Raw genomic sequence first — 25,331 nt, forward strand, 5'->3', positions numbered from 1 at the left:
AACATCAAACGTCTAACCTTTAGGTATGGCTAGCAGCACGGCGGTTCCCGCACTTTCCCAGACAGCTCCACCCGGTGCGGGCCGCCCGCGCGGCGTGATCGTGGCCGGCGTCGTGGCGCTCGTGCTCATCGGGCTCAACCTGCGAGCGGGGATCACCGGCGCCGCCGCGCTCTTCCACGACCTGCAGACTGTCCTCGGCTACGGCCCTCTGATCGCAGCCCTGATCCCCTCGATCCCCACGCTGTGTTTCGCGGTGGCCGGTGCTGCCACGTCCTGGCTCACCCGGCAACTGGGACTGGAAAAAGCCATCCTGCTCTCCCTCGTGATGCTGGCGGCGGGGCTGCTGCTCCGCGGAGTACCGTCCACCGGGATGCTGCTGGCCGGCACAGTGGCCGGGATGTCCGGGCTGGCCATCTGCAATGTGGCCATGCCCTCCTTCATCAGGGTGCACTTCGCGGACCGCACGTCCCTCATGACGGCCGTCTACACGTTGACCATGACCACAGGCGCCACCGTCACTGCCGTGCTGATCGTTCCGGTGGCGCATGCCCTTGGCTCTCCCTCGGCGGGCGTCGGCTCAATCGGCCTCCTGGCCTTGGGCGCCTGCCTCGGCTTCATTCCGATCGCCGTGCACGCCCACCGCAACGCGTCCGCCGGCAAGGCCGCCCGGGTTTCGCCCTGGCCCCTGCTGCGGACCCGCACCGGGGCGCTGATCACCCTCGGCTTCACCGTGCAGGCACTCCTGGCCTATGCCGTGCTCAGCTGGTTCCCCTACATGCTGGCCACGATGGGCCTGACCGCCTCCGACAGCGGGCTCATGTTCGGACTCATGCAGCTGGTCTCCGTCCCCGCCGGCATGGTGCTGGTCGCCATCGGCTCACGCCCCCGGATGCTGCGGACGGCGTTCTACCTTGCCACCGTGACCATGGCCCTCGGCGTCTTGGCCATGCTGGTCCTGCCAGCTGCCTTGGCGCCACTGACCGCGGTGCTGCTGGGCTTCGGTCTCGGCATCTTCCCGCTGGTCATGGTGATGATCAGCCGCAGCGGCCGCACCACCGCCGAGACCACCGCACTGTCCACCGTGGCCCAGTCCGCCGGGTATCTGCTCGCGACCCTCGGGCCGTTCGGCATGGGCTTGCTGCACAGCGCCACAAACTCCTGGACGCTGCCCCTGGCGCTCCTGCTGGCCGTGGCCGTCGGCCAGATCGCGGTAGGCCACCTCCTGTCGGCGGGACCGAAGGAGCTGCGCGCCAAGGAACTGCGCGCCAAGGAACTGCGGGCCAAGGAGCTGCGGGCCAAGGAGCTGCGGGCCGCAGCGCACCCTTCAGAAGGAACTGTGCACACTTCAGAAGGAACTGGGCACTCTTCAGAAGGAACTGTGCACACTTCAGAAGGAACCCGGCGATGACCCTCACTGCCTCGCACCGGCCGCCGTTGGCGGAGGAAATCACGGCCAAGCTGCGGGCCCTGATCCACTCGGGCGAGTGGCCGCTGCAGCAGCGCATTCCGGCCGAACCTGAGTTGATGGCCGCGTTCGGGGTCTCCCGCGGTACGCTGCGCGAGGCCATCAAAGCGCTCGCCCACAGCGGCATGCTCGAGGTCCGCCGCGGGGACGGCACGTACGTCCGCGCCACGAGCGAGATCGCAGGCGCCACGCAGCGGATGTATGAGGACCACTCCCAGGAGCACATCCTCGAGGTCCGGATCGGGCTGGACACCCAGGCTGCCCGCCTCGCTGCCCGTCACGCGACGGCCGACGACCTCACTGCCCTGCGCGGTTTGCTCACCGCACGCCGTGCCGCCTGGTTGGCCGAGGACTATCCCGCGTGGGCCCGCGCCGATTGGGATTTCCATGTGCGCGTGGCGCAGGCGTCCGCCAACCCGCTGCTGCATGAGCTGTATGTCAGCTTCGGCAGCGTTTTCCACAATGATCTGCTCCGCCAACAGCGGCGGGGAGGTTTCAACGGCCTGCCGCTCGAGGGCCACGACGAACTCGTGGCCGCGATTGCTGCCCGGGACGAGGCTGCCGCCGTCGGGAGCGTCACCCGGAACCTGAACTCCTGCGCGGAGTGGCTCCAAGAGTAGTCCCTAGGGTTTTCCCAAGGTGGCCAGAAGATGCTCTGTCTCAGTGGCGGCCGCCACTCGCGCACTGGCCTCGCGGCCAGGCTCGCGATCATGCGGATTCCCGTCATCATCGGCGTTTACGCCGACTCCAGACGGCCGGCCCCTGCGCCCAGCAGCAGGGGCCGGCTCGGCTGTGGGGCGCGGTTCCGCGGGCACGCCAATAGGGTCTTAGTGCCGTAGACCGGGCTCCGACCTCGGTCAACACTAAGAGTGGTAGGACGCTATACGAAGGTGCCCGCGACAGGGTGCCTGCACTTCAGGCCCAGTCCGGGACGAAGGTGCTGGCCTCATCGAATGACAGTCTCATCGGGTGCCAGTCTTGCCGGGGGTTGCCAATTGCCCCAGCAAGCACGCCGCGAGGAGGTCAATGGTGGGCAAGAAGAAGAAAAAGACCAAGGGCGCCGACGGGCAGGACGAGCAAGCCGGCAAGAAGATGCCTCGCAAGGAGTACGAAGCGGAGATGGCCGTCCTGCAGGGTGAACTGGTCGCCATGCAGGAGTGGGTGAAGGCCACCGGAGCCAAGGTCTGCATCGTCTTCGAGGGCCGCGACACGGCCGGCAAGGGCGGAACGATCAAGCGCATCGTCGAGCGGGTGAGCCCCCGGGTGTTCCGTGTGGTGGCCCTCCCCACCCCGACCGAGCGGGAGAAATCCCAGATGTACCTCCAGCGCTATATGGCGCACTTCCCGGCGGCCGGCGAGGTAGTCATCTTCGATCGCAGCTGGTACAACCGTGCGGGTGTGGAGCGTGTGATGAATTTCTGCACCCCGGAGGAGACCCAGAGGTTCCTCAACATGGCGCCGATGGTCGAGAAGGCGATGGTCGACGCCGGAATCATCCTGATCAAGTACTGGCTCGAGGTCAGCGCTGACGAGCAGACACGGCGGCTCAAGAGCCGCATGGATGATCCCCGCAAAACCTGGAAATTGTCCCCGATGGATCTCCGGTCCTACAAACGGTGGTACGACTACTCCCGGGCCAGGGACGCCATGTTCGAAGCGACCGACACCGCCTGGGCTCCGTGGTACGTGGCCAACAACGACGTGAAGAAGCGCGGCCGGCTCAACATCATCAGCCACTTGCTCAGCCAGGTGCCTTACGAGCCGTTCCCGGGGCTCGACGTCGAACTCCCCGAGCGGCAGAAGGCCGGCGACTACCGTGAACCCACGCTGCCAGTCCGGCACATCCCCACACCATTCTGAGCAGCGCCCCGGCGATGAGGAGGAAGTCATGACCGACAATCCCGGAGCAGCGGCAGAGTTGGCTGCGACCGACGCGGACGCGACGTGGTACGCGCTGGCCCCCGCGGAGGTGGCGGCCGAGCTGCAGGTGGACCCGGCCACAGGGTTGAGCGCGGCAGAGGCGGAGCAGCGACTGCAGGAGTACGGCCCAAACGCCCTGGCCGCCGCAAAGCCGGAACCGGTCTGGAAGCGGTTCTTCAAGCACTACCGGGATTACATGCAGATCGTGCTCGTGGTTGCTGCCGTGGTCAGCCTGTTGATCGAGGAGTACGGGACCGCCATCGGGCTGGCCCTGCTGACGCTGTTCAACGCGTGGCTGGGCTACCACCAGGAAGGCAAGGCCGAGGCGGCCGCCGCTTCCTTGGGGCAGATGATGAAGTCGATGGCCAAGGTGCGCCGCGACGGTGACATGGCGGAGATCCCCGCCGAGCAGCTTGTGCCCGGCGACATCGTGGTGGTGGATGCCGGTGACCGTGTCCCTGCCGACGGCAGGATCATCCTGGCGGCGACACTCCAGATCGAGGAGGGAGCACTGACCGGCGAAAGCGTCGCCGTCGAAAAGGACACCGCGGCCATCAGCCGGCACGAGGTGGGCATCGGAGACCGGCTGAACATGGCGTTCATGAACACCAACGTGACCCGGGGCCACGGCGAGATCCTCGTGACCACCAGCGGCATGGGGTCAGAGGTCGGCCATATCGCCCACATGCTGTCCGGCCAAAAGGAGGAGAAAACCCCCCTCACGAAACAGGTGGACCGGCTGACGATTTTCATCATCATCGCGGCGCTTTTCGCGTTCCTCGCGATCGTGGTGATGGGCCTGGCCCAGGGCGAAACGTTCGCGGTGCTCTTCGGGATCGGCGTGGCCCTGGCGGTCGGCTCGATCCCGGATGCGCTGCCCGCCGTCGTTACCACCATCCTGTCGGTGGGCTCGGTCAACATGGCCAAGAAGAACGCCATCATGAAGGTCCTGCCGGCGGTCGAGACGCTGGGCTCCACGTCGGCCATCAATTCGGACAAGACCGGCACCCTGACGCTGAACCAGATGACGGTGCGCGAATTCGTGACTGTGCAGCACCACTACACGGTCAGCGGCGAGGGCTACAGCTTCAATGGCCAGATTCAACGGACCACCGGCGACGCCGAACGCGACCTGGACTACGTGATGTTCCCGTGCGCGCTGTGCAACGACTCCGACATCGAGGACGGCGCAGTGATCGGGGACCCCACGGAGGCGGCGCTGTACGTGCTCGCGCAGAAGGGCGGCGTGGACGTCCGGGAGTTCCGCAGGAACAATCCGCGGGTGGCGTCGGTGCCCTTTGACTCCGACTACAAGTTCATGGCCACCTTCCACCGGATGCCCGGTGCCGACGGCAGGTCCGTGATCCGGGCCTACGTGAAGGGCGCCCCCGACGTCGTGCTCAACCGGTCCTCGTCGGGGCGGATGCCGGGCGGACGCACCGAGACCCTCACCGAGGAAATGCGGGCGAAGGTACTGGCCGCGAACGAAGGCATCGCCAGCCAAGGCCGGCGGGTGCTTGCCCTGGCGCAGCGCGAGTTCGACCCCGCGACCTTCCGGCCGGAGGGCGATCTCATGGCGCTGATGCAGGACCTGGAGATTTCGGCGCTGATTGGCGAGGTAGACCCGCCGCGGGCCGAGGCCGTGGCCGCCATCGCCAAGGCGAAACACGCCGGCATCCGGGTCCGGATGATCACCGGCGACCACGCCATCACCGCGGCGGCAATCGCGGACGAGCTGGGCATCCGCGGGCGAGCGGTCACCGGCGCCGAGTTCGCGGCCTTGAGCGACGCCGAGGCCGACAGCCAGGTGGACGGGATCGGGGTGATCGCCCGGGTGGCGCCGGAGCACAAGGTCCGGCTGGTCGAGGTGCTCAAGCGCAAGGGCAACGTGGTCGCGATGACCGGCGACGGCGTGAACGACGCACCGGCCATCGCGGCGGCGGACATCGGGATCGCGATGGGCATCACGGGCACCGACGTCGCCAAGGGAGCGGCGAAGATGATCCTCGCCGACGACAACTTCGCCACGATCGTGGCCGCGGTCGAGCAGGGCCGGCTTGTGTATGACAACCTGCAGAAGTTCATCCGCATCCAGGTGGCCAACCTGTTCATGTTCATCCTGGCCTTCATCGGCTCGTCGGCGTTCGCGATCGCCGGCACGGCGCTGCTCAGCCCGGCTCAGGTGCTGTGGATTCACATGGCGATCGTGGCCCCCATTGGGGCCGTGATGGGCCTGGACCTCGCGACGCCGGGCATCATGGACCGCAAGCCGCGGCCGTTCAACCAGCCCATCATCGTCCGGTCGATGATGGTGCGCCTGTTCGTCGTCGGGCTGTTCATGGCGGCCGCCACACTGCTTCTCGTGCAGATCGGCAAGGTCAGTTACGGTTCACTCGAGGTCGGGCAGACCATGGCCATAGTTGGCCTGGGTCTGATGAACATTGCGGTCGCGCTCAACCTGCGTTTCCCCGAGGAAAGCGCCTTCGGGCCTTCCACCCTGACCAACCCGAAGCTGCTCTGGGCTTTCGCTTGGGCATTTGTCGGCTCGATGCTGATCACCCAGGTACGCGTACTGCAGGAACTGTTCGGCACCCTCCCGCTCACCGGGGCGCAATGGTTGATCTGCCTAGTGCCGGCCGTGGTGCTGCTGCTCCTGGGCGAACTGTTCAAGCTGATCCTGCGGGCCGTGCACGCGGGCGAACAGGCCAAACTCCAGGCTGCGCCCGTAGCCGCCTGAGCCCGTCTGCAGCATTGAGGGCCGGAAACAGCTGAGGGCCGGAACGCGACGTTCCGGCCCTCAACGCTATGTGGTGGTTCTGGGTGCGCTAGCGGATGAGGCCCATGAGGACGTTCTTGGGGCGCTGCATTTCGCCGTGCTTGGCGCCGAGAACAATCACCCAGCCGGCGAACACGGGGATGGTCCACTGCAGGATCTTCAACTGCTGCTGCGCGGAACGGAGTTCCTCTGAGGCGTCCGGCTTCGGCTCGGTGGCACCCTTGGCGCCCTCGGCGGCCAGCTTCTCCACCTTGGCTCCCTGCAGGCCGGCGTACAGGGTCACAGCGGCACCGGCGAGGGTGACGACGGACTTGTAGATGCTCAGCCGCGTGACGCCGTCCTGCCTGGCCATTCGCCCCTTGTTTTCCCAGATGATGGCCAGTCCCGAAAGAATGTGAGCACCGAAGGCCGCCGTCTGGTACGGCGCCCATTTCTTCCAGCCCAGGCTTGCGAGACGGGTACGTTCTGCCGGGTCTTTGGCCTCAGCCGTGGCACCGTTAAGTCCGATGGCACCCATCAGTGAACCGCCGAACCAGGCGGCTGCCGTCAGGTCGTGAATGGATCGGGCAACAAGATTACCTGCCATGTTGAGCTTCCTATCGTCTGTCTTCGAATCCGAATCGCGGGAACAGCGAGGCTGCCGGCCCGCGGCATGTCCACGAGCAGGACCATGACTCGGCTATGGTAAGCACACTTACCAACAACGTGATAGTCCGGGCAGTTGCCGCTTCGCACCGCGTAGAATCGGCGCAGCAGGCACGACACCCCGGGCTACGCCATGGGCACAAAACTGCTCACCGCGACCGGAGAAGGACTAACAGCATCGACATGGCAAAAGAAGACTTCGGGATCGAAGCCGCCCTCGGCGATGCGGCCGACGCCGCCGAGGCGGCGTCGGACAGCATCTGGCTCGACGTCGTCGCACGTTCGGGGTTCGCCGTGATGGCACTGCTTCATATCGTGATCGGGGCCATCGCCGTCGCGCTGGTCCTGGGCGCGCCCGGCCAGGCCGAACCTACCGGCGCCATCGAACAGCTCGCAGCCAACCCCTGGGGCCCGGCCGTGATGTGGGCGGCCTGCATCGCCTGTGCAGGGCTGGCGCTCTGGCAGCTAAGCGAAGCTACCCTCCGGGGCCGCCACCTGCCGCGCAAGGAACAGCTGGGAAAACTTATTTCCTCCGGCTTCCTCGCCATAGCGTACGGGAGCGTGGGGCTGAGCTTCGCGGGCTTCGCGCTCGGCCAGCGCGGCGATTCGGGCGACTCGACGCGGGACTTCAGCACGGCGCTGGTCCAGTCCCCGTTCGGGGCGCCGGCCCTGGTGGGCCTCGGGCTGACCATCATCGGGATCGGCGTGTACTTCATCGTCAAGGGCTTCGGCAAGAAGTTCAAGGAGGAACTGCACCACTTCGAGGGGACCCACCGCGGCAGGCTGATCAGCGTGCTCGGAGTCACCGGCCACGCCGCGAAAGGGCTGGCGCTGATCCTGACCGGGCTGTTGTTCGTCATCGCCGCGGCGACCAACAACCCCGGTTCTTCCACCGGGCTGGACGGCAGCCTCAAGGCACTCCGGGACCACCCCTTCGGCCCGTACCTGCTCCTGGCGATCGGGGCGGGGTTCATCGCCTACGGCGTGTTCGCCTTGGTCCGGGCGCGCTTCGGCCGGATGTAGCGGCGCAGGCGTAGCGGCCACCGATATGGCGGCGCGCGGAACGGGCGTGCTAGCCTGCGGCCTTCCGCAGCGGAACCACATCGCCTTCCTGGTACAGCAGGGCGCGGATCTCGGACTCGGCGGAATCCGGCCGCTTCGGGTCGATCGTCTCCCCCGCCGCGAAGTGGTCCAGCAACCGCGGATCCACATAGCTTTTCCGGGCGATCGACGGCGTGTTGCCCAGCACCGCGGCCGCGTCCTGCATGGCGCGGCTCACCGCGCTCTTGCGGGCCGAGACTTTCGGCTGCGGGCCGCTCTGCGCCAGGCTGACGGCTGCCGCCGCCGTCCCCCGCAGGGTTCGGAAGTCCTTGGCAGTGAAGTCCTCCCCTGTGCGCTCCTTGACGTACTCGTTGATGTCAGCGCTGGACACCGGATGCCAGCTGCGGCCGTCCTTGTACGCCAGCAGCCGGGCCTTGCCGCCGCGCCGCTTGAGCTGGCGCACGACGGCGGCGAGGTCGGCGTCGTCGATCCGCGACTCCCAGGTCTTGCCGCTCTTGGCCGGGAAACTGAGCCGGAGTTCGTCCTTGCGCACCTTGACGTGGGCACAGAGCAGGGTGGCGAGGCCGTGGCTGCCGTTTTCGTTCGTGTAGCGCTCCGAGCCGACCCGCAGCGACCCGCTGTCGAGCATCCGGAAGGCGGCAGCCAGCACCCGTTCCCGGGTCAGCCCCTCGGAGCGCAGGTCCATGGTCACCAGACGGCGAGCGGCCGGCAGGGTCTCGGCCAGCTGGAGCGAACGGTCGAACTTCAGCCGGTCCTTCCGCTCCCGCCAGCTCGGATGGTAGATGTACTGCCGCCGGCCCACCGCGTCGACTCCCGTGGCCTGGATGTGCCCGTTGTCGTACGGGGCAATCCACACGTCCGTCCAGGCCGGCGGGATCCCAATGCCTTCCAGCCGCTCCCGGACGGGGCCGGGCGGCAGGGTGGACCCGTCCAGGTCCTTGTAGCTGAACCCGGTCCCGGCGGGGACCCGGCGGTATCCGCGGCCGGAGGCGTTGCTGTGACGGAGCCTCATTGGCCGGCCCCGGGCGAATCGTGCTCATCCATGACGGTAAGCCTACTGACTACCGCCCGGGTTTCCACGCACAGCCCACAAAAACGGGGCCACTTCGCGCCCATGATCCCTCCGGCGGGGATGGGCGCGAGGTGACCCCGCGTTGATCTGCGCGCGGAGGCTAGACCTCGACGGCGGCGCCGCGGGAGATCTCCACCATGTCCTCGCGGGGCACCACCTTGATGCGCTCACGCTGGACGGTGACACCGTGCGATTCGCCGGCCGCGGTGGCCTTCTCGCCGAGGGCGCGCTCGTGCTCGTCCAGGGCAAGCCAGCCTTCCCAGCTGGTGTATTCGACGCCGCGGCCCGCCAGCAGTTCGACGATCGCCTCGGGGGCGGGTGTGGCGGCCTGCGGCAGGTTTTCGCGGTCCTCGAGCAGGTAGGTCACGGTTTCGAGGGCGTCGCCCTTGGTGTGGCCGATCAGTCCCACCGGCCCGCGCTTGATCCAGCCGGTCGCGTAGATTCCCGGCACGTGGGTGCCGGCGGCGTCAAGGACGCGGCCGCCGTCGTTCGGGACGACACCCTTGCTGTGGTCGAACTCGACCTCGGGGAGGGCGGAACCAAAGTAGCCGATGGCGCGGTACACGGCCTGGACCGGGTAGTCGACAAACTCGCCGGTGCCGCGGGCGTTGCCGGTGCCGTCCAGTTCGGTGCGCTCGAATTTGATCCCGGCGACGCGGCCGGGAGCCTCGGCGCCGTCGTACACCTCCACCGGGCTGTGCAGGAAGTGCAGGTGCAGGCGGCGGGACGCAGTGAGCTCGGAGAGGTCCTCGGGCTGTTCGGCGATCCAGTTGGTGAGCGTGCCCACCATGGTCTTGGTCTGGTTGTTGCTCTGGATCTGCCGGTCGGACTCGGCGTCGAACTCGAAGTCCTCGGCGTAGAGGATGATGTCGACGTCCTTGGAGTGCGAGAGTTCGCGCAGCTCCAGGGGCGTGAACTTGACCTGGGCCGGGCCGCGGCGGCCGAACACGTGCACGTCCGTGACGGGCGAGGACTTCAGCCCGGCGTAGACGTTGTCCGGGATTTCGGAGACCAGGAGGTCGTCGGCGTGCTTGGAGAGCATGCGGGCCACGTCCAGGGCCACGTTGCCGTTGCCGATCACGGCGATTTCCTTGGCCTCCAGCGGCCAGTCGCGGGACACGTCGGGGTGGCCGTCGTACCAGGACACGAAGTCGGCGCCGCCGTAGGAACCCTCGAGCTCGATGCCGGGGATGTTGAGGTCCGCGTCCTTGATGGCGCCGGTGGCGAAGATGACGGCGTCGTAGTGGGTGCGGAGGTCATCGATGGACAGGTCCGTGCCGTAGTCCACGTTGCCGAAGAACCGGATGTCGCCGCGGTCCAGGACCTTGTGCAGGGCGTTGACGATGCCCTTGATGCGGGGGTGGTCGGGGGCCACGCCGTAGCGGATCAGTCCGTAGGGCGCCGGATAGCGGTCGAAGAGGTCGATGCTGACGGTGAGCTCGCCACTCTTGACGGCCTCGCTCTTGGTCAGGATGTCCGCGGCGTAGACGCCGGCGGGACCGGAGCCGACGACGGCGACGCGCAGCGGGCGGGCGGCGGTTCCTACAGGGGTGTTCGTTGACACGGCTGTGTTCCTTTTTCTTCTGCATCCGTTGCTCCACAACCGCCCTTTTGAGGCTTGATAACGGCAGTTATGGAGCAATCGACGGGCTTTACGGGGTCAGTACGCGGGTCTTGGTGATGCGCGGAGCGTTCGGGGTGGTGGTGCTGTAGTCCGCGGTCTTGAAGTGCGACGGCGCGAACGGGCTGACGCGGACCACGTCGCCGATCACGATCACGGCGGGGTTCGCGACGCCGACGGCCTCCGATTGGTCCGCGATGGTCCCGAGGGTTCCGATGGTCACCCGCTGGTTCGGCAGGTAGCCATTCTCTACGATGCCAACAGGCGTCCCCAGAGGCAAACCGGCGCGGGCCAGGGAGGCTGCGGAATCGCGCAGCTGGCCCACGCCCATGAGCAGGATCACAGTGTGGTCCGCACGGGCGGGGACCTCGGAGAGTTCCTCGTGGCCGGTGACCACGCTGAAGCCCTTGGCGAGCCCGCGGTGTGTGACCGGGATGCCGGCGGCGGCCGGGACGGAAATGGCCGACGTGACGCCGGGAACCACTTCGACCTCGACGCCGTGCTGGCGGCAGAATTCGGCTTCCTCGCCGCCGCGGCCCAGGACGTACGGGTCGCCGCCCTTGAGCCGGACCACTCGCTGGCCCTGCAGGGCTTCGTCGACCAGGATTTGGTTGATCTCGGCCTGCGGCACCGGATGCTGGCCGGGCGTCTTGCCGACCTCGATCACGCGGACGTCGGGGGCCAGTTCGGCCAGAAGTTCACGGGGGCCGAGCCGGTCCGCCACCACCACGTCGGCCTGGCCCAGGAGCCGGCGGCCGCGGACGGTGATGAGTCCGGTGTCGCCGGGACCGCCGCCTACGAGGGCCACCGATCCGGCGGTTGCGCCTGTGCCGGAAACACGGTGCCGGCGCAGCGGCAGGTCTCCGGTGTCCAGGGCGGTGGCGACGGCGTCGCGCAGGGCCATGGCGCGGCGCGGGTCTCCGCCGGCGTTGACGGCGATCTTGACGTCGTCCACCACGGCGACGGCGGGGGTCCAGGCGGCGGAGGCTTCGTGGTCGGAGGCATTGACGCACCAGATGCGCTGCGCCTCGGCGTCGGCCGAGACCTGCGCGTCCACGGCGGCGTCGCCGGTGGCGGTCTGGACGAACCAGACGCCGTCGACGTCGGAGGGAAGGTACGGGCGGGGCTCCCAGTTCAGGAGTCCTGCGGTGGCAAGTTCAGCCAGCGCCGGGCAGGCGAGCGGTGCCACGACGGTGACGCGGGCTCCGGCGTCGAGCAGCCCCTTGGTGCGCCGGGCGGCCACCGGTCCGCCGCCAACCACCAGCACGGGACGGCCGAGGAGGCGCAGCGCCGTGGGGTAAATGTCCTGAATTGCCATGCATCGACGATAGGGCGGCGTCACAGAGCGGAACAACGGTGCGGAAACACCAGTTCACGCAAGGTAACGCCACGTCACATTATTGGCGGGCTCATGTGGGCACACCCGGAAGCGGTCCGGGGGCACCTTGACGGCCGGAGCAGTCATCTCGGGCCAGAATGACGGTGTATCCGTGTCAATGTCCCCGCTCCGCAGGAGCAGAGGCCGCGGTCTACTTCACGGCGATGAGTTCAATCGGCCGGATGTCGGGATCCTTGGCGAGCAGGGACGGACCGTGTTGGCCGAGGGCGGCAGGAATGGCCCCGTTGAGGTGGGCCTGCCGGTCCTCCTCGGTGTCAAAAGTGTCGAAAATGCCGAAGGTGTTCTCGTTGACCCGGAACGCGTACCAGGTCCTCGTGCCCGGCTCGGTGAGCACTATCTCGCGGCCCCCGTTGAGGAAGTCCCAAACTTCCTGTTCCTTCCCGGGCTTGGCCTCGACCAGTGCCAGCAAGCCAAATTTCGGTGCCACGGCTACCTCCTGAACAGTTGCGGGATGGGGCCGGACCCCGGCCTTGTGGTGAGTCTAGGCATGCGGTTTCGGCGGAACAAGGGGCGTCGTAGCCAACTGCTCTGGCACGCTGACGCGGCGGGCAAGCGGGCAGCAGGAAGCCCGACGGCGAAGATCGCCGTCGGGCTTCCTTTTTTAGGTATAGCCGGGGTGCTTTAGCGGGTGCTGCCGGCCAGCAGGCCCCGGCGGCGCAGCAGCCGCTTTTCAATCGGCGCGAACACGAGCAGTTCGATCAGGATGCCGACGGCAAGGATCAGCAGGATGGCGGACATGACGATGGTCATGTCGGACAGGACGCGGCCCTGGTCCAGCATGGAGCCCAGGCCAAAGCCGATCGTGCCGCCGACGGCGATGATTTCCGCGGCCATGAGTGAGCGCCAGGAGAAGGCCCAGCCCTGTTTGAGGCCGCCGAGGTACCCGGGCAGGGCCGCCGGCAGGATGATCTGCAGGGCCAACTGGAGCCGGGACGCACCCAGGACCTTTCCCACGCTGCGGTACTGCGGCGGAATCTGGTCCACCCCGGAGATCAGGCCGTTGATGATGGAGGGAATGGCGCCCATGAAGACAACGAAATACACCGTGGCGTCGGTGAGGCCGAACCACAGAATGGCGGCCGGCACCCAGGCCACGGACGGCAGGACCTGCAGCCCGGAGATCAGCGGGCCGAACGCGCGGCGCAGGGGTGCCACCTGTGCCAGCAGGAGCCCCACCGGAGTCGCGATGACCACGCTGATCAGGAAGCCCACGACGCCGCGCTGCAGCGAGGTCCACACGGCCTCCTGCAGTTTGCCTTCGCTCCACAGGGTTCCGATCTGGCCCACGACATCCAGCGGGCCGGGCACGACGTCACGCCGCTTGAATCCGAGGGACACGTACAGCTGCCAGAGGATGACCAGCACAGCGAGCGCAGCCACCGGCAGCAGGATCCGGCTCCAGTCGATGCGGACCTTGCGGATGGAGTCGGACTGCAGGGAATCGAGGCCCGCCTCGAGTTCGCGCAGGTCTTCCTTGCCGGTGGAGGACCGGGTCAAGGCAGCGTGGATCTTGCGGGTCTCGGCCGGGGCTTCCGCAACGGGAAGTTGGTTACTTGGCATGGCGGCGGATCTCCTCGCGTAGCCGGGTGGTGATTTCGCCGGTGAGCTGGCCGGCCAGTCCGGCGTCGGTGCGGTGTTCTTCGCTGACGTGCCATTCCCGCACCACGCGGCCGGGCCGGGAGGAGAGCAGCAGCACGCGCTGGCCAAGCCGGACGGCCTCACGGACGTTGTGGGTGACGAAGACGATGGTCCGGCCGGTTTCCTTCCAGATCCGTTCGAGCTCGTCATGGAGCAGGTCCCGGGTGATCGCGTCCAGGGCCGCGAACGGCTCGTCCATGAGGAGCAGCTGCCGGTCCTGGGCCAGGGACCGGGCAAGGGACACACGCTGGCGCATCCCACCGGAGAGTTCGTGGGGCCGCTTATCCCCCGCACCGCCCAGGTGCACGAGGTCCAGCAGCTCCCCCGCCCGGATCTTGCGGTCGGCTTTGCCGACACCGCGCAACTTCAGGGCCAGCTCGATGTTCTCCCGCGCGTTCAGCCAGGGAAACAGTGCCGCGTCCTGGAACATGAAGGCGGCGCCGTCGCTGGGCACTTCGAGGGCGCCCGACGTCGGGGCCTCCAGTCCCGCCATGATGTTGAGCAGGGTGGACTTGCCGCAGCCGGACGCACCGAGCAGCGCGACGAACTCGCCCTGCTCGATGGTGGCGTTGACGTCGTCCAGTACCGGGGCGTCGTCGCCGAAGCGCTTGCCCAGGTTTTCCAGTACGACTGGCATGGTCTGGTCCTTACTGTTGTGGCGGATGACTGGAGGCCCGGGGGCTACTCCTTGCCGAGTCCTTCGGCGGAGATCTTCTTGCCAGCCGCAGTCTCGGCGAGGACACTGTTGAGCGCTGTGAGGTCGAAGATGCCGTTGATGTCGGCCTGCTTGGTGGTGCCGGCGTCGACACCGTCCTGGAGGAGCTTCTTGTACGTCCCGGCGAGCGGGTCCGTGGTGAAGACGATGTTCTTCAGGGACCGGTCGATGACGTCGGTCGGCAACGCCTTGCCTGCGGCTGCTTTGAGTGCGTCGTTGAGGACGGTGGCTTTGCCGGCGGCGGGCGCCGCGTTGAGCCAGTCGACGGATTCAACATGGCCCTTGAGGAGCGCCTGCACGGTGGCAGGGTGCTCGGCCGCGAACTGCTTGTTGACGATCAGGACGGTAGTGACGAACTCGCCCTTCTCCCACAGGTCCTTCTCATCGACCAGGACCTTCGCGCCGGCCTGGAGCACCAGTCGCGAGGCCCAGGGCTCCGGCAGCCACGCGCCGTCGAGCTTGCCGTCCTGGAACAGCTTGAGGGTCTGGGCGTTCTCGGTCGGGTTGATCGCGACGTCGCCGCTGCCGTCCGTGGAGACCTTGAATCCCTGCTTGCCCAGCCATGCCCGGAGGGCCACGTCCTGGGTGCCGCCGAGCTGCGGCGACGCGAGCGTCTTGCCCTTGAGGTCGGCAGCCGAGTTGATACCGGGCTTGACCACCAGCTGCGCTCCGCCAGAGGTTGCTCCGGCGATGATGCTAATGGATTGGCCGTTGCTCTTGACGAAGGAGTTGATGGCCGGGTTGGGGCCGATGTAGGTGGCGTCGATGGCGCCGGCGTTCAGGGCCTCGATCGCGGCCGGGCCGGCGTTGAAGACCTGTGTGCTGAGCTTGGTCTGGCCGAGTTCCTTGGCGATGAACCCCTTGTTGACACCTACCAGGGCCGGGGCGTGGGTGATGTTTCCAAAGTAGCCCAGCCTGAGTTCCGTGGCCGGGCCCTGGTCCGCCGTGGCCGCTGCCGGGGCGGTTTCCTGGCTGCGGGACAGCGAGGATGCCACCGCTGCGCCGGCGCCGATCAGGAGCACAAGCCCCACGACCAGGGCGATCTCCAGGGTGCGCTTGCGTTTGGGTTTGCCGGTCTCGCCGGCGACGATCCGGGTGGTGCCGGGCTGTGTGCCCGGCTCGGGGTTTTCGGGGGTGCGTGACATGGGTGAAGTCCTGTTCTGGGGTGTGTGCGGAAGGGCCGGGCGGGGTGGTCAGCGCCGGCGACATCGCCCCTGGAAGCCCCTGCGGGGGAGGCCGGGAAACCGTTCCGTTGTCTTCATTCATTCACCATAGGGAGTGGCATATTGGCGGTTCAACGGTCCGGAAACCCGGGGTCACGCGGGTTCACGCAGCGTCACATTCGGCACAGGACAGCCTGGACCGCCATCCGGGCTCTTGAGCTCATCAATTGCCCTTGACGTTGACCAGCTGCCGCAGCTTGTGCCGGATCTTGACGAGGTCGGCGGAGTCACGCATCACCTGGTCGATGGGTTTGTACGCCGCCGGGATCTCGTCGATGAATGCCTCGCTGGGGCGGAATTCGATGCCCCGCATGGCGGCCTTCAGCTCGGCCAGCGAAAACGTTCTCTTCGCGGCCGTCCTCGAGTATTCCCTCCCGGCCCCGTGCGGCGATGAGTTCAGGGACACTGGGTTCCCCAGTCCGACAACGACGTAGGACGCCGTGCCCATGGAGCCGGGGATGAGCCCGGCGTCCCCCGCTTCGGCCCGGATCGCCCCCTTGCGCGAGACCCAAACGGATTTGCCGTAGTGCTTCTCCTGCGCGGTGAAGTTGTGGTGGCAGTTGATCCGTTCGGTCTCCCGGACACGACCGCCTGTCCACGATTCAAACTGACGGACCACACGGTCCATCATCTCCTCGCGATTCAGCAGTGCGAAGTGCTGGGCCCAGTGGAGTTCCCTGATGTACCGCTCGAATTCGGGAGTGCCCTCCTCGAGGTAGGCCAGGGCAGGATTTGGCAGCACGGCAGTCCTCATCCGGTTCCCGCTCCGGGCCCGGGCGATGTGCCGTTGCGCGATGTTGTTGCCCACGCCGCGGGAACCTGAGTGCAGGAACAGCCACACGGCGTCCGTCTCGTCCGCGCACACCTCGATGAAATGGTTGCCCGATCCCAGCGATCCCAGCTGCAGCTCCCAGTTCGCGGCGTAGTGGGCGGGCTCGAAGCCCGCTGTCGCTGCCATCCGCCTCAGCTCAGCCAGCCGAGGTTCGGCGGTGGCGGTGATCCTGCGGTTGCGCTTCCCGGAGGACAGGGGAATGGCGTGCTCAATACCCTCACGCAGGCGTTTCCGGTCCTTGGGCAGGTCCTTGAGGGCGTACTGCGTGCGGACGGCAATCATGCCGCAGCCGATGTCGACGCCCACGGCGGCCGGGATAACAGCACCCAGAGTGGGTATGACGGATCCCACTGTGGCGCCCAGGCCCAGGTGGGCGTCCGGCATCAACGCCAGATGCGGGTAGATGATGGGCAGCTGAGCCGTGGCCAGGGCCTGCTCGCGGGTCTTGTCGTCCAGGATCGACGCCCAGCTGATGAGCCGGCTGTTGATGACTTCCACGGCACCCCTCCATGACGATGATCATGGTCCGCCGCCCAAGTGGCAAGGGCTTAAGCGGCGAATTCGCCGGAAACGCGCGAGGTCGCGGGAAGTTTACGGCGACCCCGCGCGTTTCCGGCGACTCGGAAGCAGTCGGGGTGCCTTCAGCCGGTTCGAGCAGGCCTAAATCGAGTAGCGCTCGTCCTCGTGGTCACCCGGGTGGTCGTTGACAAGGCCCGCGGCGAGGGTGTTGCCGTCCAGCGGGTCGATCACCAGGAAAGCCCCGGTGCGGCGGTGGTGCAGGTAGTTCTCCAGCGGCAGCGGAGCCGCGAGACGAAGCTGCGCGTGTCCGATGTCGTTGAGTTCCAGGGTGGATGTCGGCTCCAGCTGGAAGCTGGCGAGGTCCAGCTTGCCCGTCACATTCCGGACTAGGGCCTGGACCGTGCGGGTACCGTGCTTGACCAGGACCTTGGCTCCCTCCCGGAGCGGCTTGGGCGAGAGCCAGCAGAGCGCAGCGTAGAGGTCTGCCGATGCTTCGCGCACCGTCCCCGCCGCCGCGATCGTGTCACCGCGGGCGACGTCGAATTCATCCGCCAGGCGCAGGGCCACGGACTGCGGTGCGGCCGCCTCGGCGAGCTCGCGGCCGGCGAAGTCGATCCCGGTGACGGTGGTGCTGCGCGGGTCCTGACCCGGGGTCAGGATGCTGACCCGGTCCCCCACCTTGACCGAGCCTTCGGTGATCTGGCCGGCGTAGGCCCGGTAGTCGCGGTAGGCCTCCGGATCAAGCCCGCCGGCGATGGCATCCGGAGCCAGTGCGCCCTGCGGCCGGACCACCAGCTGGACCGGGAAACGGAAGCTCTCCAGGTGGCTTTCGAGTTCGTCGGCCGCCGGCAGCGTCTCGAGGACCTCCAGCAGCGCCGGGCCGTCGTACCAGGGGGTGCGCTCCGAGGCATCGACCACGTTGTCGCCGTCGAGGGCGGACACGGGGATGACGCGGAGGTCGGCGACACCGTCGGATCCGAGCCCGAGCTCGCGCCCGACCCGCTGGACGTCCGCCTCGATCTCGCGGAACACGTCCTCGCTGAAGTCCACGAGGTCGATCTTGTTCACGGCCACGATCACATGCGCAACCCGCAGCAGCTGCAGCACGGACAGGTGCCGGCGGGTCTGCTCCAGGACACCCTTGCGGGCGTCGATGAGCACGACGACGGCATCCGCGGTGGACGCACCGGTCACCGTGTTCTTGGTGTACTGCACGTGGCCGGGGCAGTCCGCGAGGATGAAGCTGCGGCGGTCCGTTGCGAAGTAGCGGTAGGCGACGTCGATGGTGATGCCCTGCTCGCGCTCCGCGCGCAGGCCGTCAGTCAGCAGGGCGAGGTCGATCGCCTTTGTGCCGGTGGCCCCTTCGCCGCCGAACCCGCGGTCCGCGGAGGTGCGAGCGACGGCGTCGAGCTGGTCGGCGAGGATCGCCTTCGAGTCGTGCAGGAGCCGGCCCACCAGCGTGGACTTGCCGTCATCGACGGAGCCTGCGGTGGCGAAGCGGAACAGCGTGGTGGGCAGCGCCGCGGCAACGAGGTCCGCGCCCGGGAGAAACGTTTCCGTGCTCATTAGAAATAGCCGTCCTTCTTGCGGTCTTCCATAGCGGCCTCGGAGATGCGGTCATCGGCCCGGGTGGCGCCACGTTCGGTGATGGTCGAGGCGGCAACCTCAATGACGACGTCGCGCACGGTCGCGGCGGCCGATTCCACGGCGCCGGTGCAGGACATGTCGCCCACGGTCCGGTAGCGGACGGTCTTGGTGATGACTTCCTCATGGTCGCGGGGCTGGGAGACTTCGCCGACGGCGCGCCACATGCCGTCGCGGGCGAAGACTTCGCGGTCGTGGGCGTAGTACAGGCCCGGCAACTCGATGTTCTCGCGCTCGATGTAGCGCCACACATCCAGTTCGGTCCAGTTGCTGATCGGGAACGCGCGGACGTGCTGGCCCACGGTGTGCCGGCCGTTGTACAGGTTCCACAGCTCGGGGCGCTGGTTGCGGGGATCCCACTGGCCGAACTCGTCGCGCAGGCTCAGGATCCGTTCCTTGGCCCGGGCCTTGTCCTCGTCCCGGCGGCCGCCGCCGAAGACGGCGTCGAACTTGTTGCGCTGGATCGCGTCCAGCAGCGGGACGGTCTGCAGGGGGTTGCGGGTGCCGTCGGCACGCTCGGCCAGCTCGCCGGAGTCGATGAAGTCCTGGACGGAGCCGACAACGAGCTTCAGGCCCAGCCGTTCCACGGTCCGGTCTCGGAACTCGATGACCTCGGGAAAGTTGTGCCCGGTGTCCACGTGCAGCACCGGGAAGGGCACCTTGCCGGGCCAGAAGGCCTTGGTGGCCAGGTGCAGCATCACCACGGAATCCTTGCCGCCGGAGAACAGCAGCGCAGGCTTCTCGAACTCGGCGACGACCTCGCGGATGATGTGGATGGCTTCGGACTCCAATGTGTCCAAGGACGACAGGCGGGCCTGGGCCGTCGGCCCCGATGCCGCCCAGGGAGTGGCATCGGGCCTGTCGGAGCGGGACGCGATGCTGCTTGCAGCATCGACGTCCCGCGAAGGGGCGGGGGCGGCATCGGGGTCGACGGCCACGAAAGTCTCAACATTGCTCATACGTGTAGTCCGCATTCTGTCTTGTCGGTTCCTGCCCAGCGTCCGGCGCGGGGGTCATCGCCGGGCGCCACCTTGCGGGTGCAGGGCTGGCAGCCAATGGACGGGTAGCCCTGTGAAAGCAGCGGGTTGACGGGAAGAAAGTTGTCGTCGGAGTACTGCACCAGTTGGTCGAAGGTCCAGGCCGCCACCGGGTTGACCTTGACCAGGCCGTTGGCCTCGTCCCAGGTGACCAGCGGCGTGTTGGTGCGGGTGGGGGCCTCGTCGCGGCGGACTCCGGTGAACCAGAGTTCGTAGCCGGCCAGGGTGCGGCGCAGCGGCGCCACCTTGCGCAGGGCGCAGCACTGCGCTGGGTCCCGGGCGAAGAGGTCCTTGCCCAGGAGCCGGTCCTGCTGCTCCACGGTGTTCTCCGGCAGCACGTCCACGACGTTGACGCGCAGATTCGCAGCTACTTCGTCGCGGGTCGCGTGGGTCTCCGGGAAGTGGTAGCCGGTCTCCAGGAACAGGACGTCGACGCCGGGAAGCTGGTCCGCGACCAGTGCCGGCAGCACGGCGTCGGCCATGGAGCAGGCGACGGCGACGGCGGGCAGCTCGAAGTTGCGGGCCACCCAGGCGATGACATCGCGGGCCGGGGCGTCCCAGCCGAGCTCGGCGGCGCCGGCCTCGGCGAGGGCCTTGAGCTCGTCGTGGGAGCGGAGTGCACCGGGGCCGTTGGCAGGCGATGCCGCCCCCGCCCCTTCGCCGCGCTGCTGATCTTCGATCAGCTCAGCGCGCGGCTCCGACAGCGGGTCCGGACTTCCCAACGCTCGCAAGCTCGCATCGGGGCCCTCGTCGAGCCCCTTAGATGCCACTCCCTGGGCGGCACCGCCTGCCAGCGGCTGAACGTTTGTCACTGGAGATCACCCTCCTCCGCGGCGAACGCCCATTCGGCGAAGCTTTGGCCCTCGGAGCGGTCGGCGACGAACTTCCGGACCACGCGTTCGACGTAATCGGGCAGCTCCCCGGCCGTGACCTTGAGGCCGCGGACGGTGCGGCCGAGGCCTGCCTCTTCGCGGCTGTCGGAGGCCAGTCCGCCGCCGAGGTGGACCTGGAAGCCCGGGGTGGGGTCGCCGTCGGGCGTTGGCAGCATCATGCCCTTGAGGCCGATGTCCGCCGTCTGGATCCGGGCGCAGGAGTTGGGGCAGCCGTTGATGTGCAGGGACAGCGCCTGGGGCAGCTGCTTGCTCTCGGCGAGGTCGGCCAGGCGGCGCTCCAGCTCGGCAACCGCCGTCGCGGCAGTAACTTTCGTTTCCACGATGGCGAGCTTGCAGAACTCGATGCCGGTGCAGGCGATGGTGCCGCGCCGGAACACGGACGGGCGGGCGGACAGGCCCAGCGCGTCGAGCTCGGCCACGAGCGGGTCCACCTCGTCCTTGGGCACGTCGAGGACCACGAGCTTCTGGTGCGGGGTGGTGCGCAGGCGCCGTGAGCCGCGGGCTTCCAGGGTGTCCGCGAGCCTGACCAGCTGGCTGCCGGAGAGGCGGCCGGCCAGCGGGGTGGCGCCGATGAAGAACTTGCCGTCCTTTTGTTCGTGCACGCCGATATGGTCGCCGGGCGTGGAGGGCTTGGGCGCGGCGGGGCCGTCGGAGAGCTTGTAGCCGAGGTATTCGTCCTCGAGGACCTGGCGGAACTTCACCGGTCCCCAGTCGGCCAGCAGGAACTTCAGGCGGGCCTTGGTGCGCATGCGCCGGTAGCCGTAGTCGCGGAAGATGCTGGTGACGCCGAGCCACACGTCGGCGGCCTGGTCCGGGCGGACGAAGGCGCCGAGGCGCTTGCCCAGCATGGGGTTGGTGGAGAGCGCGCCGCCTACCCAGAGGTCGTAGCCGATGCCGAGTTCGGGGTGGACCAGGCCCACCAGGGCGACGTCGTTGATCTCGTGCACCACGTCCTGGCTGGGGTGGCCGGTGATGGCGGTTTTGAACTTGCGCGGCAGGTTGGCCAGTTCCGGGTCGCCGATGAACCGTTCGGCGAGTTCCTGGATCAGCGGCGTGGGGTCGATGATCTCGTCTTTGGCGATGCCCGCAACCGGGGAGCCGAGGATCACGCGCGGAACGTCGCCGCAGGCTTCCGTGGTGGACAGCCCGACGCCCTCAAGCCGGCGCCAGATCTCGGGCATGTCCTCCACCCGGATCCAGTGCAGCTGGATGTTCTGGCGGTCCGTGAGGTCGGCCGAGTCGCGGGCGAAGTCCACGGAGATCTGGCCGATGACTCGCAGCTGCTCGGTGGTGAGCGCACCGCCGTCGATCCGCACGCGCAGCATGAAGTATTTGTCTTCGAGTTCGTGCGGCTCAAGCGTGGCGGTCTTGCCGCCGTCGATCCCGGGTTTGCGCTGGGTGTACAGGCCCCACCAGCGGAAGCGGCCGTGCAGGTCGGTGCCGTCGATCGAGTCGAAGCCGTGCTTGGAATAGACGGACTCGATACGCTCGCGGACGTTGAGGCCGTTGTCTTCCTGTTTCCAGGTCTCGTTGGCGTTCAGCGGCGCGGTGCCGTCCACTTTCCACTGCCCGTGCGGCTTTGCGGCCGGACGGGAGGGGCGTTTGGTGCGGCCGGCGGCAGCCTCGTCCGTGGACGCTCCGGCTAGAGCTGTATCAGTCATGCATCGACTGTAGGGGTGGCTGTAATCCCGTCACAAAGGGTCAGAAATGGGAGGTCACCTAGGGAAACATTTCGTCACGAACCGCCGGAAACCCTTGAAGTAGCCCTGCGGCTGTGCATCTGGAGGGACCCATGCGGCGGCCGTCAGGGCCGGGGTTGTGGTGCTGCGGCCAGCGCTGCGTCGTAGCGTTCCAGCGCAATTTCGGCGAGGACGGGCGAGGGCAGCAGGGGCGCCGTCACCAGGTCCGCGCCGGCCTTGGCCAACTGGTCATGGAAGAAGCCGGGCGCCAGGAGATAGGAGGCGATGACCACGCGTCCGCCCAGGTCCACGGCACCGGCCGACTCCCCCGCGCCGGCACCGCCGGCGGCCTCCTCACGGAGCATGGCGACGGCGTCGGGAACCGAGGGCTTGGCGGAGGCGCCGTAGCCGGCCACGATCCGGTTGGAACGCAGCGCACGGAGCTGGTCCGCGAGTTCCTCGACATTTCGTGCCGCGCTGGGATCGGAGGAACCGGCGGCGGCGAGGACCACGGCGTCGTTGTCCGTCACCCCGGCCTCGCGCAGCCGCTGGTCCAGCAGCGCTGCGAGCCGCGGATCCGGCCCCAGCGGCGCCGCGGCAAGAGTGTCCGGCCGGCTCTTCACGGCCCGGGCGATGTCCACCTTGACGTGGTACCCCACGCTCAGCAGCAGCGGCACCACAACGGCGGCCTCCCCCTCCGGGAGGCCCGCCACGACGCCCGGCAGGTCCGGGTCCTGCACGTCGACGTAGGCCTCGCGGACGTCCAGCCCGGGCCGGAGCCCGGCGATGCCGTCCCGGAGCGCGTTGACCTCCGCGGCTCCCTGCGGGCTCGACGTGCCGTGGGCGCAGGCGATCAGGATGGGGCTATTCATAGCCGTTAGCGTAACCTTGGAGCCGCCCTATCCGCCCCCTTGTTATCGACCGGGACGCTTCATGACCTTCTACTTCAGTGTTGTCCTGGTCTGGCTTGACCTCGCCGGTGTCTTCTTCTTCGCGGTCTCCGGCTCGCTGCTCGCTGCGCGGAAGCAGTTCGACATCATCGGCTCGCTGCTCCTGGCCTCTGTGGTGAGCCTTGGCGGCGGTGTCATCCGCGACATCATCATCAACGCAGGCCCGCCCGCCGCGTTCACCAACCCGGCGTATCTGGCGCCTCCCCTGCTCGCCACGGTGCTGGTCTATTTCCTGTTCTCCAGCGTCCAGCGCTTCACTTCGCTGCTGATCCTGTTCGACGCCGGCGGGCTGGCCCTGTTCTGCATCACCGGCACCCTGAAGGCCTTGGCCGCCGGGATGAATCCCGTAGCTGCCGTCCTGCTGGGTGTCACGACGGCGGTGGGCGGCGGCCTGCTCCGGGACATCACCGCCAACGAGGTGCCGCAGCTGTTCGACCCCAAGGATCTGTACGCGCTGCCGGCCTTCGCCGGGGCAGTGTCCACCGTGGTCCTTTCCCTCACGGGGACCTTCACCGCGGTGAGCGCCTGCGCTGTCGCAGCGGTCGTCTTCGCCTTCCGGGTCACGGCCTGGCGGCGCCACTGGTACGTTCCGCTGGCGGTGCGCGGGTGGCACCGGCTGGGCCTGGACACGGCGGAAAACGACCGCTAGGGATTAGCTAGGATAAGACCATGACTGACATGTTCCTCGAGAAATTCCGCGCGCTTGTTCCGAAGTATCTCGAAGACGAATGGCAGGAAGAAGATGGCCTCCCGGCCGACGAGCTCGACGCCGCCCTGGCCGAACACCAGTTCCAGGTCCCACTGGTCCTGCGCGAGTTCTACCTGGCCGTCGGCGGCTGCGAGGACATCATGGAGGCCTACCACTACTTCTGGGATCCCGAAGAGCTCGAAGTCGACGACGAGGGTTTCCTCATGTTCCTCGAGGACGAGGAAGAGCAGTTCACCTGGGGCTTCCGCATCGGGGACCTCAGCATCCCGGATCCCATCGTGTACCGCCGCAACAATGCCCGCGGCCAGTGGAAGAGCGAAGAGGGGACATTCTCCGAGTTTGTCTTCGACATGTTCGAGTGGGCCTTCAACGACGAGGACGAAGACTAGGCGCGGCCTCCTCCTCCTGCGGCGTTCTCCCCCGCAACGCCCTCCCTTCTCGCCCGCCCCCGGCGGCCGGCCCCGCCGATTCTCCCCATGTTTGGCGTCCCTCACCGGAGTGTCCGGCGGAACCGCCGGTAATCTGCGGCGTCGGAAGTTCATACCTGGGGAATTTCAGCGGATGACACGGCCGCGCAGCACCTGCCACCCCTCATCGATCATCTTCTGCGGGTTGTAGACGACGTCGTGATACCCGTACCGGAGGACGGCGTAGCCGGCCAGGGTGCTGGCGTTGTTCCGCCGCCGGTCCTTCTTGACCTGCGTGCGCTCAAGATGGGTGCTCCCATCGATCTCCACGATCAGGAATCCTTCGAGCAGGAAGTCCACGCAGCCGATCCCCGGAAGGTTCACCTGCGTCTGGGTGTAGATTCCCTGGCTCCTGAAGATCAGTCTGGCAACGACCTCGATCGCCGAATCAGCGGTGCCCTCGACCAGGTCCAGGACTGCGCGGGCGGCCCCATTCCGGTTTCCCGGCAGCCGCTGCCTGAGGTAATCAAGCGTGGTGCGGCCCTGCAGCAGGGCGCTTTCCACCATAACTGCGGCATCCACTGGGGGCAGGCAGCGCAGCGCATGGAGCAGGGTGTCCGTCAGGCTGGCCACGGGCTGCGGAAAATCCGGCGGGACCAGGCTTGCGCGGTGGACGACAGCTCCGGGGGCTGATCCGTGTGCGCACAGCAGGTGCAGCCGTTCGGGCTCATGGAGGCGCCATATGCCGTGGAACGGCGCGGCGGAGGCGCAGGTGAGCGTGCCGTTCGCGAGCACGGCAGCCACGAAGTCCGCCCGCGCCCCCGGCAGCGCCACCACCCCATGGCGGAGGCGACGAATTTCCCCTGCAGCCACGGAAGTGCGGATACCGTTCGGCGTAAAACCGGCCTGCAGCAACGTGGCCGTGCGGGCAACCGAGCCGACGGATCCCAAGTAACTCGCGAGGTCCATGGGACAAGCACACTCGTGGGATGACAACCCGGGCACCCACAACGTGGGCTATGTGGACAAGTCCGCACCACTCGCACCGCTGATTTTGTGCGGTTTTGAGGACGTCCGACGGCGTGTCCCGCCACCGGCCCGCGCGTCCAGCCGCTGCCCCGGCAA

Annotated in this window: 22 protein-coding genes; 7 read left to right on the plus strand and 15 right to left on the minus strand. The window is 67.6% G+C overall.

The window, feature by feature from the left end; all coding sequences use genetic code 11:
- Window positions 1-25 precede the first annotated feature (25 nt).
- The 4 genes from ACFRJ8_RS17205 to ACFRJ8_RS17220 all read left to right on the plus strand — a co-directional run bounded on the left by ACFRJ8_RS17205 (window position 26) and on the right by ACFRJ8_RS17220 (window position 6,122).
- A complete protein-coding gene (locus ACFRJ8_RS17205; protein WP_377987373.1) occupies window positions 26-1,408 on the plus strand; it encodes an MFS transporter in 1,383 nt (460 codons plus the stop codon).
- Entirely contained in the window at window positions 1,405-2,085 is a 681-nt protein-coding gene (locus tag ACFRJ8_RS17210; RefSeq protein WP_377987374.1) for a FadR/GntR family transcriptional regulator, read from the plus strand. Before ACFRJ8_RS17205 ends, ACFRJ8_RS17210 begins: the two co-directional genes overlap by 4 nt.
- Window positions 2,086-2,491: 406 nt before the next feature.
- A complete protein-coding gene (gene ppk2 / locus ACFRJ8_RS17215; RefSeq protein ID WP_377987376.1) occupies window positions 2,492-3,325 on the plus strand; it encodes a polyphosphate kinase 2 in 834 nt (277 codons plus the stop codon).
- A gap of 28 nt (window positions 3,326-3,353) precedes the next feature.
- Window positions 3,354-6,122: a cation-translocating P-type ATPase gene (locus tag ACFRJ8_RS17220; protein ID WP_377987377.1), complete on the plus strand. Its 2,769-nt coding sequence runs from the start codon at window positions 3,354-3,356 to the stop codon at window positions 6,120-6,122.
- Between the two features lie 88 nt (window positions 6,123-6,210).
- Here ACFRJ8_RS17220 and ACFRJ8_RS17225 read toward each other — a convergent pair whose 3' ends face one another.
- Window positions 6,211-6,747 carry a hypothetical protein gene (locus tag ACFRJ8_RS17225; protein ID WP_377987378.1) on the minus strand — a complete coding sequence of 179 codons (537 nt, stop codon included), beginning with the start codon at window positions 6,745-6,747 and terminating at the stop codon, window positions 6,211-6,213.
- A 242-nt stretch (window positions 6,748-6,989) separates the two neighbouring features.
- Between ACFRJ8_RS17225 and ACFRJ8_RS17230 the strand changes: the two genes are divergently transcribed.
- The gene (locus tag ACFRJ8_RS17230) at window positions 6,990-7,829 is read left to right on the plus strand and encodes a DUF1206 domain-containing protein (protein ID WP_377987379.1); all 840 of its coding nucleotides are present in this window, start codon (window positions 6,990-6,992) and stop codon (window positions 7,827-7,829) included.
- 49 nt (window positions 7,830-7,878) lie between these two features.
- Here the strand turns inward: ACFRJ8_RS17230 and ACFRJ8_RS17235 are convergent, their stop codons facing one another.
- From ACFRJ8_RS17235 to ACFRJ8_RS17295, 13 genes are all read right to left on the minus strand, one after another.
- Window positions 7,879-8,880, minus strand: a complete 1,002-nt coding sequence (locus ACFRJ8_RS17235; RefSeq protein WP_277526382.1) for a DNA topoisomerase IB — start codon at window positions 8,878-8,880, stop codon at window positions 7,879-7,881.
- A gap of 160 nt (window positions 8,881-9,040) precedes the next feature.
- Window positions 9,041-10,504: an FAD-dependent oxidoreductase gene (locus tag ACFRJ8_RS17240; protein WP_377987381.1), complete on the minus strand. Its 1,464-nt coding sequence runs from the start codon at window positions 10,502-10,504 to the stop codon at window positions 9,041-9,043.
- A gap of 88 nt (window positions 10,505-10,592) precedes the next feature.
- On the minus strand, window positions 10,593-11,879 hold the full coding sequence (gene cobA / locus ACFRJ8_RS17245; protein WP_377987383.1) for a uroporphyrinogen-III C-methyltransferase: 1,287 nt from the start codon (window positions 11,877-11,879) through the stop codon (window positions 10,593-10,595).
- A 211-nt stretch (window positions 11,880-12,090) separates the two neighbouring features.
- Entirely contained in the window at window positions 12,091-12,387 is a 297-nt protein-coding gene (locus tag ACFRJ8_RS17250; protein WP_090574983.1) for a putative quinol monooxygenase, read from the minus strand.
- Window positions 12,388-12,581: 194 nt separating this feature from the next.
- Complete coding sequence (locus ACFRJ8_RS17255) at window positions 12,582-13,520, minus strand: ABC transporter permease (protein WP_377987384.1); 939 nt, start codon at window positions 13,518-13,520, stop codon at window positions 12,582-12,584.
- Window positions 13,510-14,235, minus strand: a complete 726-nt coding sequence (locus ACFRJ8_RS17260) for an ABC transporter ATP-binding protein (RefSeq protein WP_377987385.1) — start codon at window positions 14,233-14,235, stop codon at window positions 13,510-13,512. Before ACFRJ8_RS17260 ends, ACFRJ8_RS17255 begins: the two co-directional genes overlap by 11 nt.
- Before the next feature lie 44 nt (window positions 14,236-14,279).
- Window positions 14,280-15,458 (minus strand): aliphatic sulfonate ABC transporter substrate-binding protein, encoded by a 1,179-nt coding sequence (locus tag ACFRJ8_RS17265; protein ID WP_377987386.1) that lies wholly within the window; start codon window positions 15,456-15,458, stop codon window positions 14,280-14,282.
- Window positions 15,459-15,699: 241 nt separating this feature from the next.
- Window positions 15,700-16,866, minus strand: a complete 1,167-nt coding sequence (locus ACFRJ8_RS17270; RefSeq protein WP_377987387.1) for an RtcB family protein — start codon at window positions 16,864-16,866, stop codon at window positions 15,700-15,702.
- 162 nt (window positions 16,867-17,028) lie between these two features.
- Window positions 17,029-18,453: a sulfate adenylyltransferase subunit 1 gene (locus tag ACFRJ8_RS17275; protein WP_377987388.1), complete on the minus strand. Its 1,425-nt coding sequence runs from the start codon at window positions 18,451-18,453 to the stop codon at window positions 17,029-17,031.
- On the minus strand, window positions 18,453-19,490 hold the full coding sequence (cysD, locus tag ACFRJ8_RS17280; protein WP_377987389.1) for a sulfate adenylyltransferase subunit CysD: 1,038 nt from the start codon (window positions 19,488-19,490) through the stop codon (window positions 18,453-18,455). Before cysD ends, ACFRJ8_RS17275 begins: the two co-directional genes overlap by 1 nt.
- Window positions 19,487-20,248 carry a phosphoadenylyl-sulfate reductase gene (locus tag ACFRJ8_RS17285; RefSeq protein WP_377987634.1) on the minus strand — a complete coding sequence of 254 codons (762 nt, stop codon included), beginning with the start codon at window positions 20,246-20,248 and terminating at the stop codon, window positions 19,487-19,489. The genes cysD and ACFRJ8_RS17285 overlap by 4 nt, the downstream gene beginning before the upstream one ends.
- 128 nt (window positions 20,249-20,376) lie before the next feature.
- Window positions 20,377-22,122, minus strand: a complete 1,746-nt coding sequence (locus tag ACFRJ8_RS17290) for a nitrite/sulfite reductase (protein WP_277526393.1) — start codon at window positions 22,120-22,122, stop codon at window positions 20,377-20,379.
- Between the two features lie 143 nt (window positions 22,123-22,265).
- Complete coding sequence (locus ACFRJ8_RS17295) at window positions 22,266-23,012, minus strand: sirohydrochlorin chelatase (protein ID WP_377987392.1); 747 nt, start codon at window positions 23,010-23,012, stop codon at window positions 22,266-22,268.
- 61 nt (window positions 23,013-23,073) lie between these two features.
- Here ACFRJ8_RS17295 and ACFRJ8_RS17300 point away from each other — a divergent pair, with 61 nt between their 5' ends.
- Together ACFRJ8_RS17300 and ACFRJ8_RS17305 are read left to right on the plus strand one after the other, a co-directional pair.
- Complete coding sequence (locus tag ACFRJ8_RS17300; protein WP_377987393.1) at window positions 23,074-23,739, plus strand: trimeric intracellular cation channel family protein; 666 nt, start codon at window positions 23,074-23,076, stop codon at window positions 23,737-23,739.
- Window positions 23,740-23,759: 20 nt separating this feature from the next.
- Window positions 23,760-24,188, plus strand: a complete 429-nt coding sequence (locus tag ACFRJ8_RS17305; RefSeq protein ID WP_377987394.1) for a hypothetical protein — start codon at window positions 23,760-23,762, stop codon at window positions 24,186-24,188.
- Window positions 24,189-24,353: 165 nt separating this feature from the next.
- On the opposite strand, the gene ACFRJ8_RS17310 is transcribed toward ACFRJ8_RS17305, so the two are convergent.
- Window positions 24,354-25,175: an endonuclease domain-containing protein gene (locus tag ACFRJ8_RS17310; RefSeq protein WP_377987395.1), complete on the minus strand. Its 822-nt coding sequence runs from the start codon at window positions 25,173-25,175 to the stop codon at window positions 24,354-24,356.
- Window positions 25,176-25,331 lie beyond the last annotated feature (156 nt).

This window comes from Arthrobacter sp. NPDC056886 (genome assembly GCF_042788715.1).
Classification (GTDB): domain Bacteria; phylum Actinomycetota; class Actinomycetes; order Actinomycetales; family Micrococcaceae; genus Arthrobacter.